Source organism: Streptomyces sp. CA-106110, assembly GCF_050936285.1.
Classification (GTDB): Bacteria; Actinomycetota; Actinomycetes; order Streptomycetales; family Streptomycetaceae; genus Streptomyces.
This window is the reverse complement of the sequence record NZ_JBNJNB010000001.1, coordinates 7366290-7379300: the sequence shown is the minus strand read 5'-3', so window position 1 is coordinate 7379300 and position 13011 is coordinate 7366290. Positions and strand designations below refer to the sequence as shown.

Here is a 13011-nt window from a genome sequence, read left to right as displayed (position 1 = left end):
CTAGCACCGGCCGCCCCCGGCGTCCGCGCCGGGCCATGGTCGTAAGAGCGCTGCACGCTCGTACGTTACAAGGCGGTGGACCCGGCAGTGGCAACGGATGGCACCTCACGAAGCCCGGGGGCGGGCGGCCCGCGCCGTCCCGGGCCCGTCGGTGCCACTCCCACCGGGCCCGGGCTCCTGCGCCACCGCCGGCGGCGCTGGATACGCCGCTGCTCGCTCGGCCTCGCCCTGCTGCTGCTCGTGGCCGCCGGGGCCGGGTGGGCCGCGTACGAGAAGCTGAACTCGAACATCACCGCGGACAACGACGCGGCCGCCGAACTCGCCCGGTACGAGAAGGAGCGGCCCACGGCGCTCGTACGCGGGGCGCTGAACATCCTGATCATCGGGTCCGACACGCGGTCGGGCACCGGGAACAGCCGCTACGGGCGGGACTTCGACACAGAGCGGTCCGACACCACGATCCTGCTCCACCTCGCGGCCAACCGGCGCAGCGCCACCGCCGTCTCCCTCCCGCGCGACCTCATGGTGAACGTACCGAGTTGCAGGCGCCCGGACGGCAGTCGCAGCGCAGCCGCCTTCACGCTGTTCAACTACGCTTTCGCGACCGGGGGTTCGGCCTGCACGATCCGTACCGTCGAGAAGCTGACGAACATCCGGATCGACCACCACATGGTGGTCGACTTCAACGGCTTCAAGAAGATGGTCGACGCGCTCGACGGCGTCGAGGTGTGCCTGAAGCAGCCGATCGACGACAGGGCCGCCAAGCTCACGCTGCCCGCCGGCAGGGTCACGCTCAACGGCGAGCAGGCGCTCGGCTACGTACGCGCCCGCAAGAGCCTCGGGGACGGCAGCGACACCGAGCGGATGGAACGGCAGCAGCGCTTCCTCGGCGCGCTGGTCAGCAAGGTGCGCAGCGACAACGTGCTGCTGAACCCCGTGAAGCTGTATCCCGTGCTGGACGCCGCCACCTCGTCCCTCACCACGGACCCGGCCCTGGCGAGTCTGCGCGGACTCTACGATCTTGTGCGCGCGATGCGGAACCTTCCCACGGACCGGGTCCAGTTCCTGACGGCACCGCGCACCTCCTACCCGGACAACACCAATCGCGACCAACTCGTGGAACCCGCGGCGGAGAGACTTTTCACCCGGCTGCGCACGGACCGGCCCGTCGAGGTCACCAAGGCAGTCTCGGACGATTCGGTGCCGAAAACCCGCAATACGGCGTCCGGTCCTGGTGACGGCAAGGAGTCGTACGGCGACGGAAAGTCCGTCGAAAAGCGGACCGTGGACCCGGTTCTTCCTCTGCGATCACCCGAACCCCCGCCCACTTTCAGGGGAAACACCGCCGCGCAGGACGCCTGCGGGTAAAGCGCACACCAAGGCGGGGAACGTATGAGCTAAGAACTCACTGAGATATAGGGCAGATTGCCCGGTTGTATGGGAGTGGAATTTGTCACCGTCGTCGCTCGACGCTGAACTGGGCGGATAGTGTGAGCGATCCGGTGCCACGCCCATAAGGTCCGTCCTGGGTTTCCGCACTGGTTGAAGAGACCCGAGCGCCTCGAGGGGGAAGGCGCCGCGTGGCCCCGACGGAGGATTCGGACAACCGTGGACGCGCAAGGCCGTGGGCGGGCGGACAACATCGACCCCGCAGACCAGTGGGTGCTCAACCCGAAGACTGGCGAATACGAATTGCGACTGAGCCCTTCCGCACCGCATTCGGCCGTGCCGAGACCGCGGCGAGGGGGACCTCCCCAGGGCGCACCGAGGGGCACGCGCACCACCACCCCCGGTCCGCGCGGCCCGGCTCCGGACAAACCGGCTCCGGATGACCTGCCGGGGCCGCGCCGTCGCCGGGGGGCGCCTCCCGAGCCCCAGCCGGGACGCCGCCGGGGCCGGACGAAGCCCAGGAAGGGCAAAGCGAAGAAGGTACTGCTGTGGACCGGCGGCAGTTTGGCGTTCATCCTCATCGCGGTCACGGGCGCCGGTTACCTCTACCTCAAGCACCTCGAGGGCAACGTCACGACGACGGACGTCGGCAGCGCCGCCAAGAACGGCTTCAGCAAGGACGAGGCCTTCAACATCCTGATCATGGGCACCGACAAGCGCACCGGCAAGGGCAACACCGGCTACGGCGACGCGGGTAGCGTCGGGCACGCCGACACCAACATCCTGCTGCACGTCTCCAAGGACCGGACCAACGCGACGGCGCTCAGCATCCCGCGCGATCTGATCGTCAACGTCCCCGACTGCCCGACGAAGCAGCCCGACGGCAGCACCAAGATCATCCCCGGCACGGAGAACGTCCGCTTCAACACGAGCCTCGGCCAGGACGGCCGCGACCCGGGCTGCACGATGCGCACGGTCAAGGAAGTCACCGGCATCGCGCCCGACCACTTCATGATGGCCGACTTCAACGCGGTGAAGACGCTGACCACGGCCGTGGGCGGCGTCGACGTCTGCGTGGGCAAGCCGATCAACGACAAGGAGTCGCACCTCAAGCTGCCCAAGGGCGTGTCGAAGATCGAGGGTGAGCAGGCCCTCGCCTTCGTGCGCACCCGGCACAGCTTCGGCAACGCGGGCGACCTGGACCGGATCAAGGTGCAGCAGCAGTTCCTCGGCGCGCTGGCCCGCAAGATGACCTCCAGTGACACGCTCACCAACCCCAGCAAGCTGCTGGAACTGGCGGATGCGGCCACCAAGGCGCTCACCGTCGACACCGGCATCGGCAGCGTGAGCACGCTCAAGGACGTCGCCCTGGAGCTGAAGAAGGTGCCGCCGAAGAACATCAGCTTCACCACGGTGCCGGTCGACGACAACCCGGCCGAGAAGATCAAGGCGACCGTGGTCCTCAGGCAGCCGGCGGCCGGGCAGTTGTTCCAGATGATCAACGACGACGTCTCGCTGACCACGGTCAAGCAGCAGAAGAAGAAGGAGAGCGCCGCGGTGGCCGCCCGCCTCAAGGGCTCCCGCTCGGCCGCCTCCGACGTCCGCGTCGACATCTACAACGGCGGTGCCCCGGGCGGCAGCGCACAGGCGACTCTCAACTGGTTGCAGAACAACGAGGGCGTCACCAAGTCCAGTCAACTCGGCAACGCGAGCACGAAGCTGGACAAGACGACTCTCGAATACGCTCCCGACCAGGCTGACCAGGCGCGCAAACTGGCGGACCTCATGGGGTTGCCCGCGTCGGCGCTGAAGCCGGGCCAGAGCGAGAAGAACGCCCAGGGGCTGCCCGCGATCGTGCTGACCCTCGGCAAGGACTTCAAGGGAGCCGGAATTTCCCTGACCGCGCCCACCAAGGCGCCGGACGACGTCCAGAAGGCCACCGCGGACAAGCAAGTGTGCTCGACATGATGACCTGACGGGTCCGTTGCGCGTCTAACAGGACGCATTCGCCCGGCCTGTGCATCCTGCCGGGCGTGTCGAGCGTCTAGTTACTGAACGCGAGACAGATTCGGGTGGGACGCGATGGTGCGGCCCGCCGTACGGCGACGGTGCCGAAGAACGCCGGCAGGCGTCCTTCGGCACCGCGGGCGGACCCGTTCGTCGGGCGCAGGGTGGGGAGGCAGGGACTTGGTGCGGAGCGGTGTGCGTGGCGCGGGGGCACAGGAGCGGCAGGCCGGTGAACTCGGCTGGGACGACAGCCTGTACGAACAGGACGGCGATGGCGCTCAGGGCGGCGACGGCGGTCCGCCGACCGACCCACTCGGCTCCGACGGGCGTGGACGCGGTGGTGCGTCGAAGGGGCGCCCGCGCCGCAGACGCCGTGTCCTGCGCTGGTCGGCGACCGTGCTGGCGGTGGTCATACTCGGGACCGCCGGAGCGGGATACCTCTACTACCAGCACCTGAACGACAACCTCAAGAAGGACGACCTCAACATCGGCGACGAGAAGGACCGGGCGGCCGCTTCGAGGCCGAACGCGGCGGGGCAGACCCCGCTGAACATCCTTCTCATCGGGTCGGACGCCCGTGACTCCCAGGAGAACCAGAAACTGGGCGGCGCGAAGGACACCTTCGGGACGCCTCCCCGCGCGGACGTCCAGATGCTTCTGCACGTCTCGGCGGACCGCACCAACATGTCGGTCGTCAGCATGCCGCGCGACACGCTGCTGCACCTGCCCAAGTGCACCGACCCGAAGACCGGGCACATCTACCCGGCGACGACGTCGCTGGGCATGACGAACGACTCACTGGGCCGCGGTGGCCCCGGCTGCACGGTCGCCACCTGGGAGAAGCTCACCAACATCCACATCGACCACTTCATCATGGTCGACTTCGCGGGCGTGGTCTCGATGGCCGACGCGATCGGCGGCGTCCCGGTGTGCGTGGACAAGAACATCTACTCGCACACGTCCTCCGGCCATGGCTCGGGCCTGAAGCTCAAGGCGGGCACCACCTATGTGAAGGGCACGCAGGCCCTGCAGTGGCTGCGCACGCGCTACGGGTTCGAGGACGGCAGCGACATAGCGCGCACGAAGGCGCAGCACCAGTACATGAGCGCGATGGTCCGCCAGCTGCGGGAGAACGCCACGCTAAGCAACCCCGACAAGCTGCGCAGGCTCGCCGAGACGGCCACCCAGGCGCTCACGGTCGACAAGGGGCTCGGCTCGGTCGCGGATCTCTACAACCTGAGCACCGAGCTGAAGAAGGTGCCGACGAACCGCATCACGATGACGACGATGCCGTACGACTACGTCGGCGAGCGCGTGGTGCCCAAGCCGGGTGATGCGGACAAGCTGTTCCGTCTGGTGCGGGAGGACATCTCGCTGGACGGCAAGGGCACCAAGAAGAAGACCGACCCCCAGGCGAGTGCGGCCCCGACGGACAGCGACGACAAGATCGCCGTACAGGTGCAGAACGGCACCAGCGCGCCGGCGCTCGCACCGGTGGGCGGACGGGCGGGCGAGGTGGCCAAACTCCTCGTAGGCAAGGGCTTCGACGAGGCCAGGGCCGACTCCTCGACTCTGCTCGCCGAGGACAAGACGGTGATCCGCTATCCGAGCGCGGACCTGAAGGGCGACGCCCTGCGGGTCGCCAAGGCCCTGGGTGTCCCGACGAGTTCGGTGGAGCAGTCGACGGACGTCTCCGGCGTCACGCTCGTCGTGGGCTCCGACTGGCGGTCGGGCTCCGAGTACACGGCGCCGAAGCAGGACGACAAGACCCCGAAGTCCGCGAACATACTCAACGGCGCGACCAAACAGTGCATGCAGGTGGACCCGAACTACACCTGGTGACCGTGGGGAAGGGGCTCTCTTCGTGCGGAGAGGGCCCCGGGTACGCGGGGGCTCAGTCGGGGACCACGACCGCCGGCCTGCGCGACGCGATGACCTTCCTGGCCAGCGCCTTCGGGCTGGTGAGGAAGCCCCAGCCCCAGGACATGTGCATGGTCGCGAGGGCCACGGGGATCTGCAGACGCGCCCTCAGCGGCAGGTCCTTGCCCGCGGGGACGGAGCCGAGGGCGATCCCCGCGAGATAGGCGCCGGGGACCACGAAGCCCCAGGGCGTCAGCGCGGCGCCCACCACGATGCCGGCCGCTATCGCGCACACCGCGATCGGCGGGGCGAGGTAGCGCAGGTTGATGGAGCCCTCGTGGTAGCGGGCGACGACGTGCCGCCAGCGCCCGTAGTCCTTGTACTGCTTGGCGAGGGCCCGCACCGAGGGCCTGGGGCGGTAGGACACCCTGAGCTCCGGCGAGAACCAGATGAGGCCGCCCGCCTCCCGGATCCGGAAGTTGAGCTCCCAGTCCTGGGCGCGGATGAACTCCTCGTTGTAGCCGCCCTGCTGCTCCAGGGCCGCGCGCCGGAAGACGCCGAGGTAGACCGTCTGCGCGGGGCCGGCCTCACCGCCCGTGTGGAAGGCGGCGTTGCCGACTCCTATCTTCGAGGTCATCGCGGCGGCGACCGCGCGCTCCCAGTCGTTCTCGCCCTCGGCGTGCATGACGCCGCCGACGTTCTGCGCGCCGGTCTCCTCCAGCAGGCGCACGGCCGTCGCCATGTAGTCGGGCGACAGCATGCCGTGACCGTCGACGCGGAGCACGACCGGGTGGCGGGAGGCCTTGATCGCGGCGTTCAGCGCGGCGGGCGTACGGCCGGTCGGGTTCGCGACCGTTTGCACCCGCGGGTCCTCGCGGACCAGCTCGGCCGCGATCTCGTCCGTGCGGTCCGTGGACGGACCGAGGGCGATCACGACCTCCGTCTCGCCGCCGTAGTCCTGAGCGAGAATCGCTTGGACGGCTCCGCGCAGATGCCGCTCCTCGTTGAGCACGGGCATGATCACGGAGACGGCGGGGAGCTGCACGTCGGGCTTGGCGTTCATAGGTGGCTCACGTTACCGCGAACGAGGGACAGCGGTGCGCGCCGCCCGGGTGCCGCCGCAGGCCGCAGATCGTATCGGCCTACCGTGCTCAGGGATCCCACGCCCAGTCCCGCGGAGGTCTCCGCTGTGCCCACGCAGACCCGCTTGCCCGCGCGCCCGCAGCCGGTCCGCCGGTCTCCCGCCCGGCGGCCACCCGTGCGGCGGCGGAGAAAGTCCGGCTGGGCCGCGCGGCTGATCACCACGCTGTCCGTGGGGGTCCTCGCCGCGGCCGGCATCGGGCACGTGGTGGTGACCGGCCTGGGCGCGGGCATCTCCCGGATCGACCCGTTCAAGGACATGAAGAACCGCCCCGCGGCGGGCCATGGCATGAACATCCTGCTGGTCGGCACCGACGGCCGGGACAGGATCACGGAGAAGGAGCGCCGGAAGTTCCGCCTCGGCGGGAATCCGTGCCACTGCACCGACACGCTCATGATCGTGCACCTCTCGGCCGACCGGGAGCGGGCCACCGTGGTCAGCCTGCCGCGTGACTCGTACGCGCAGGTCGCGGCGTACTCGGACCCCGCGACGGGAGCGCAGCACCCCGCCCATCCAATCCGGTTGAACGCGGCCTACGCGGAGGGCGGGCCGAACCTGACCGTGCGCACGGTCGAGGCCATGACGGATCTCAAGATCGACCACTATATGGAGGTCGACTTCATCAGCTTCATGAAGACGGTCGACGTGCTGGGCGGCGTCCGCATCTGCACCTCGCAGCCGCTGAAGGACCGCTACACCGGGCTGAACCTGACCGCCGGCCCGCATGTGCTGGGTGGCGGCCAGGCCCTGCAGTACGTGCGGTCCCGGCACGTCGACGGCGCCTCCGACCTGGGCCGGATGCAGCGGCAGCAGAAGTTCCTCGCGGCGATGATCGACCGGGCGACGTCGTCGGGCGTCCTGCTGAACCCGATGAAGCTCCGGGACGTGACACGGGCCGTGCTGGGCTCGGTGCGCGCGGACGGGGACTTCGGCGCGGACGATCTGGTCGGCCTCGCCCGCGCGATGCGGAACTTCTCGCCGCACTCCTCGGAGTTCACGACCGTGCCGATCGGCGACATGACCTTCCAGGTCAAGGAGCTCGGTTCGACGGTGAAGTGGGACGAGGTGAAGGCACGCGCGCTGTTCCGGTCGCTGCGCGACGACAAGCCGCTCAGCCGTCCCCGGCCGAAGGCGAAGGGCCCGGGCCCGTCCATGGTCACCGTGGACGTGCCGCCGCAGCAGATCCAGGTACGGGTCGAGAACGGGACGCCCACGGACGGGCTCGGCAAACGCGTGGACGACGCTCTCGCGGCCGCCGGGTTCCGCACGACGCATCAGCCGGCGAACGCGAAGGACCGTACGGTCCGGCGCACGGTCGTCGTCTACGACCCGCGCTGGGACCGCTCGGCGAAGTCGCTGTCGGCGGCCCTGCCGGGCAGCGAACTGCGGGCGGCCCCGGGGCAGGGGCCGACGCTGAAGGTGATCGCGGGGACGGGCTTCAAGACAGTGCAGCGGGTGAAGGCGGTGGAGCCGCAGAAACCGGACGAGGTGGTGACCGGGGACCAGGTGATGTGTCCCTGAACCCCCCTCCCGGGCCTACGGCGCCGGCGCCCCGCGGCCTTCCTCAGTCCTCGTAGCCCTCGGCCGCCCTCTTCTCCCGCAGCTCCCTGATCGCGCGACGACGGGCGAGGCGGTGGGTGCGGCGGATCTGGGCCTCCTGGTAGCGGCGCTTGTCGCGCTCCTTCTCCGGGATGACCGGCGGCACCGGCCGGGGCGTGCCGTTGGCGTCGACCGCGGCGAAGACGAGGTAGGCGGAGCCGACCTGGGTGGGCGGCGTCGACTCGTTCCAGCGCTCCGCCAGCACCCGCACACCCACCTCCATCGATGTGCGGCCGGTCCAGTTGACCTGGGCCTTCACATGGACCAGATCCCCGACCCTGACCGGCTCGAGGAAGACCATCTCGTCCATCGACGCGGTGACGGCCGGGCCTCCGGAGTGCCGGCCGGCCACGGCTCCCGCCGCGTCGTCGACGAGCTTCATGATCACACCGCCGTGCACCGTGCCCAGCAGGTTGGTGTCGTTGTGGGTCATGATGTGGCTGAGGGTGGTCCGGGAAGCCGAGGTGGGCTTCCCGGGTATGTCACCCGGGATATCGTCCGGAATTTCTGATTCCGGGGCTGAGACCTGGTCTGTCATGGCGTCCACCTTATGCCGGGCCGACGAGCGGGAGATTTTGTGTCAGCTTCGCAACAGCCCTGACCCCGTTTTTCGTCGGCCCTTGTACGGCCCATACCAGGACCCTGCACACTGGGGCGCATGAACGATTGGCCCGAGGGATGGTCCGACGATGGCCGCGGCAACCACTACGGACGCGGCAGCAGCGCGCAGCCCGAGAACGCGCGGGTGATGCGGCAGGTCCGGCGCTCGCCGGGCGGCCCTCAGGGCGCTCCGCCGTACGGCGGGGTGCCGCAGCAGCCGACGTACGACCAGGGGTACGGCGGCTACGACAGCGGCTACAACACGGGGCAGGTCTACGGCGGCCGCCAGGGCGGCTTCGTACCCAACGACGATGACCCCGATCCGCAGCTTCAGCACTACCGGCAGCGTCCCAACTGGGGCCGCCGGATCAAGTGGACCGTGATCACCCTGGTCACCGTGGTGGTGGTGACCTCTGTGGCCACGTACTTCTGGGCCGACTCCAAGCTCCACCGGGACGTCGACCTCTCCAAGGTCATCGACCGGCCCGCCGCGGGCGAGGGCACGAACTACCTGATCGTCGGCTCCGACAGCCGCGCGGGGATGTCCGCCGCGGACAAGAAGAAGCTGCACACCGGGTCCGCCGAGGGCAAGCGAACGGACTCGATGATGATCCTGCACGTCGGCGGCAACGGCGACACGCTGATATCCCTGCCCCGCGACTCGGACGTGGAGATACCGACGTACGTGGGCAGCGACTCGGGCAAGACCTTCAAGGGCACGGGCCGGCACACCAAGCTCAACGCGGCGTACGCGGAGGACGGGCCGACGCTGCTGGTCCGCACGATCGAGTACAACACCGGCCTGCACATCGACCACTATGTGGAGATCGGCTTCGCCGGCTTCGCCAACATCGTGGACTCGGTCGGCGGTGTCCAGCTCACCATCGACAAGGGCTTCAAGGACAAGTACTCGGGCGCCGACTTCAAGGCGGGCACGCAGACGCTGAACGGCGAGCAGGCCCTCGCCTTCGTCCGCACCCGGCACGCCTTCGCCACCAGCGACCTGCAGCGCACCAAGAACCAGCAGAAGTTCCTCTCCGCGCTGGCCCACCAGGTGGCGACCCCGGGGACGATCCTCAACCCCTTCAAGTTCTACCCGACGATGAGCGCGGGCCTGGACTCCCTGACCGTCGACAAGGACATGAGCCTGTGGAACCTGGGGTCCATGTTCTGGGCGATGAAGGGCGTCAGCGGTGGTGACGGCACGTCGCTGAACATGCCGATATCCGGCTCGACCGGCGGCAACCTGGTGTGGGACAAGTCCAAGGTCAAGACCCTGGTCAACGAGCTGAAGAACGACGAGAAGGTGACGGTCACCGGCAACTGAGCCGGTGTGCTGTGCAAGGCCCCGCCGAGCGGTTCGGCGGGGCCTTGCACGTTCAGGCGGACTCCGGGTGCTCGATCCGGCAGAGGCAGAAGGGATGCCCCGCGGGATCCGCGTACACCCTGAAGTCCCGTTTGCCGTTCAGGTCGTTCACGTCCAGCGGGCGCGCGCCGAGCGCGAGCACCTGCTCCTCGGCGGCTTCTATCGCCTCCACGGTGGCGCCCACGTCAAGGTCGAGGTGCACCTGCTGCGAGTCGGCATCGGCCCTCGGCCACTCCGGCGGCTTGTACTCGGGCGCCTCCTGGAAGGCGAGCTTGGGACCGCCGGGCACGTGCACATCGACCCAGTCGCCCTCGCCCTCCACCGTGCCGCCCAGCACCGCGGCGTAGAACTCGGCGAGTGCTCGGGGATCCGGGCAGTCCAGGACGACGGACCGCATACGGGCGACGGGCTGTGCCATCGTGACCTCCTCGAGGAGCGGGCGCCCGGTCAGCAGGCGCAGAGGCAGAACGGGTGCCCCGCCGGGTCGGCGTAAACCCGCCAGGTGCGCGAGCGGTCCTCCGCGTCCAGCGGGCGGGCGCCGAGCGCGAGGACGCCCGCTTCGGCCGCGTCCAGGTCCTCGACGGTGAGGTCCAGATGGAACTGCTGCGAGTCGTCGGGCGCCGGCCACTTCGGCGGTACGTGTCCGGGCGCGGCCTGGAACGCCAGCGACCGGCCGTCCGGCGCCTTCAGGTCGACCCACTCACCGTCGCCCTCCACCGTGCCGCCCAGCACTTCCGCGTAGAAACCGGCGAGCGCGCGCGGGTCGGGACAGTCCAGGACGACGACGCCCAGCTTGGCGAGAGCCATGACTTCCTCCTCGGAGTACGAGTTCTCAGGGGGCGGGTTACCCGTAGAGCCAGTCAACCGGTAACCGTTACCCCATGCATGTGGATTGGCGGTAACGTCGCAACGGAAATACCGAGAGGAATCGTGGCGGGCATGAGGTCGCAGAGATGAGTGACAGAGCCCCTGCTCCCGGCGGCCTCGCCCTGGTGGAGGCCTTGGTCAACACCGTGGACCTGGAGACGGGCGAGGACCGCCTGGACACACTGGAGGGACGCGCCGAGTTCCGTGTCACGGAAGCGGACCTGGCCGATGCGCGGGAGCTGCGGGAGTCGCTGCGTGCCGTTCTCCTGGCCCACGCCGGCCATCCCCCGCACCGCGCGGTGGCACCGCTGGGCGGGCTGCTGGCGCGGGCGCCGCTGTATGTGGCCGTCGACGAACGGGACGGTTCCGCGTCCCTCGCACCCGCCGACGAGAGTCCCCTGCTCTCCCGTGTCGCGGCGGCCGTCGCCGAAGCGCTCACCACGGGTACCTGGCTGCGCCTCAAGGCCTGCGAACTGCCCGAGTGCCACTGGGCGTACTACGACCGCAGCCCGGCCGGAAAGGGCCGCTGGTGTTCGATGACGGTGTGCGGGGCGCGCGCGAAGATGCGGCGATACCGGGCGAAATAGGCCCACGGCGCACAGGGTTGGGCACTCGCCGCTCGCGCGTCACGGCAGTGGTGCAGAATGCAACAGGACGCCGGTCCGGCCGACTGAGCCTCGGCCGGACCGGCGTCTTGCGTCCGCTAGGCGGTGGGGCGGCCCATCGCCCGGTACGTCCAGCCCGCCCGGCGCCACAGCTCCGGGTCGAGCGCGTTGCGGCCGTCCAGGAGGATGCGCGCGGCCACAGCCTGGCCCAGCTCGGCCGGGTCCAGCTCGCGGAACTCGCGCCACTCCGTCAGATGCAGCACCACATCGGCGCCGCGGACCGCCGTGAGGGCGGAGGGGGCGTACCCGAGCGTCGGGAAGAGCCGCCGGGCGTTGTCCATGCCCTTGGGGTCGTAGACGGTCACCTGACCGCCCTGAAGGTGTATCTGACCTGCCACGTTCAGCGCGGGCGAGTCGCGCACGTCGTCGGAGTCGGGCTTGAACGACGCCCCGAGCACCGCGACGCGCTTGCCGAGGAACGAGCCGCCGCCCAGCGCCTCACGCGCCATCTCGACCATCTGGCCGCGGCGGCGCATGTTGATGGAGTCGATCTCCCGCAGGAAGGTCAGCGCCTGGTCGGCGCCGAGCTCACCGGCCCGCGCCATGAAGGCCCGGATGTCCTTCGGCAGACAGCCACCGCCGAAACCGATCCCGGCCCGCAGGAACTTCTTGCCGATCCGGTCGTCGTGCCCGATGGCCTCCGCCAGCTTGGCCACGTCGCCACCGGCCGCCTCGCAGACCTCCGCCATCGCGTTGATGAAGGAGATCTTGGTGGCGAGGAAGGAGTTCGCGGAGGTCTTCACCAGCTCGGCGGTCGGGAAGTCGGTGACCACGAAGGGCGAGCCCCCGGCGACCGGTGTCGCGTACACCTCGCGCAGCAGCTTCTCGGCCCGCTCGCTGCGCACGCCCACCACGATCCGGTCGGGGTGCAGCGTGTCCTCGACGGCGAAGCCCTCGCGCAGGAACTCCGGGTTCCAGGCCAGCTCGACGTCCTCGCCGGCGGGCGCGTGCTCGGCGAGGTAGGCGGCCAGGCGGTCCGCGGAGCCGACGGGCACGGTCGACTTGCCGACGACCAGGGCCGGGCCCGTCAGATGCGGAGCGAGGGAGGCGATCGCGGCGTCGACGAACGACATGTCGCAGGCATATTCGCCGTGCTTCTGGGGAGTATTCACACAGACGAAGTGGACGTCGCCGAACTCGGCCAGCTCGGACCAGTCCATGGTGAAGCGCAGCCGCCCGGTGGAGCCCTCGATGCCCGCGATGTGCTTGCGCAGCAGCTCCTCGAGACCGGGCTCGTACATGGGGACCTCGCCCCGCCGGAGCAGCTCGATCTTCTCGGGAACGACGTCGAGCCCGAGCACCTCGAAGCCGAGCTCGGCCATGGCTGCGGCGTGCGTCGCGCCGAGATAGCCGGTGCCGATCACGGTGATCTTGAGGCTCATGGGGTGCTCCAGGGGATACGTCGGTGAACCGGTGCCCGAGCATAGCCGGGGCACTTGACGGGCAGGTTTCCCGCTGTCGCCAAGCTCACGTATCACTCGTGTGGGCCTACCCCTAAAATTCGGGTTACTTAACGG

At 69.4% G+C, this 13011-nt stretch carries 11 protein-coding genes; 6 read left to right on the top strand and 5 right to left on the bottom strand.

Features of this window, described 5'->3' with window-relative positions; genetic code table 11:
- Positions 1–87 precede the first annotated feature (87 nt).
- From ACQEXA_RS34090 to ACQEXA_RS34080, 3 genes are all read left to right on the top strand, one after another.
- Positions 88–1368 (top strand): LCP family protein, encoded by a 1281-nt coding sequence (locus ACQEXA_RS34090; RefSeq protein ID WP_433131928.1) that lies wholly within the window; start codon positions 88–90, stop codon positions 1366–1368.
- A gap of 240 nt (positions 1369–1608) precedes the next feature.
- Complete coding sequence (locus ACQEXA_RS34085; RefSeq protein ID WP_432928420.1) at positions 1609–3357, top strand: LCP family protein; 1749 nt, start codon at positions 1609–1611, stop codon at positions 3355–3357.
- A 219-nt stretch (positions 3358–3576) separates the two neighbouring features.
- On the top strand, positions 3577–5238 hold the full coding sequence (locus ACQEXA_RS34080) for an LCP family protein (RefSeq protein ID WP_432928422.1): 1662 nt from the start codon (positions 3577–3579) through the stop codon (positions 5236–5238).
- A 52-nt stretch (positions 5239–5290) separates the two neighbouring features.
- Here the strand turns inward: ACQEXA_RS34080 and ACQEXA_RS34075 are convergent, their stop codons facing one another.
- Positions 5291–6319 (bottom strand): glycosyltransferase family 2 protein, encoded by a 1029-nt coding sequence (locus ACQEXA_RS34075; protein ID WP_432928424.1) that lies wholly within the window; start codon positions 6317–6319, stop codon positions 5291–5293.
- Positions 6320–6514: 195 nt separating this feature from the next.
- On the opposite strand from ACQEXA_RS34075, the gene ACQEXA_RS34070 reads away from it, so the two are divergent.
- Positions 6515–7918 (top strand): LCP family protein, encoded by a 1404-nt coding sequence (locus ACQEXA_RS34070; protein WP_432928426.1) that lies wholly within the window; start codon positions 6515–6517, stop codon positions 7916–7918.
- A 43-nt stretch (positions 7919–7961) separates the two neighbouring features.
- Here ACQEXA_RS34070 and ACQEXA_RS34065 read toward each other — a convergent pair whose 3' ends face one another.
- Positions 7962–8534, bottom strand: coding sequence for an acyl-CoA thioesterase (locus ACQEXA_RS34065; protein WP_359403429.1), 573 nt, complete (start codon positions 8532–8534; stop codon positions 7962–7964).
- Between the two features lie 120 nt (positions 8535–8654).
- Here ACQEXA_RS34065 and ACQEXA_RS34060 point away from each other — a divergent pair, with 120 nt between their 5' ends.
- Positions 8655–9923: an LCP family protein gene (locus ACQEXA_RS34060; RefSeq protein ID WP_433131925.1), complete on the top strand. Its 1269-nt coding sequence runs from the start codon at positions 8655–8657 to the stop codon at positions 9921–9923.
- 52 nt (positions 9924–9975) lie between these two features.
- On the opposite strand, the gene ACQEXA_RS34055 is transcribed toward ACQEXA_RS34060, so the two are convergent.
- Positions 9976–10380 carry a VOC family protein gene (locus tag ACQEXA_RS34055; protein WP_432928433.1) on the bottom strand — a complete coding sequence of 135 codons (405 nt, stop codon included), beginning with the start codon at positions 10378–10380 and terminating at the stop codon, positions 9976–9978.
- A 29-nt stretch (positions 10381–10409) separates the two neighbouring features.
- Complete coding sequence (locus tag ACQEXA_RS34050; protein ID WP_432928435.1) at positions 10410–10769, bottom strand: VOC family protein; 360 nt, start codon at positions 10767–10769, stop codon at positions 10410–10412.
- 146 nt (positions 10770–10915) lie between these two features.
- Between ACQEXA_RS34050 and ACQEXA_RS34045 the strand changes: the two genes are divergently transcribed.
- A complete protein-coding gene (locus tag ACQEXA_RS34045; protein WP_432928437.1) occupies positions 10916–11416 on the top strand; it encodes a CGNR zinc finger domain-containing protein in 501 nt (166 codons plus the stop codon).
- A 116-nt stretch (positions 11417–11532) separates the two neighbouring features.
- Here ACQEXA_RS34045 and ACQEXA_RS34040 read toward each other — a convergent pair whose 3' ends face one another.
- Positions 11533–12876, bottom strand: a complete 1344-nt coding sequence (locus tag ACQEXA_RS34040; RefSeq protein WP_432928439.1) for a UDP-glucose dehydrogenase family protein — start codon at positions 12874–12876, stop codon at positions 11533–11535.
- Positions 12877–13011: the final 135 nt, after the last annotated feature.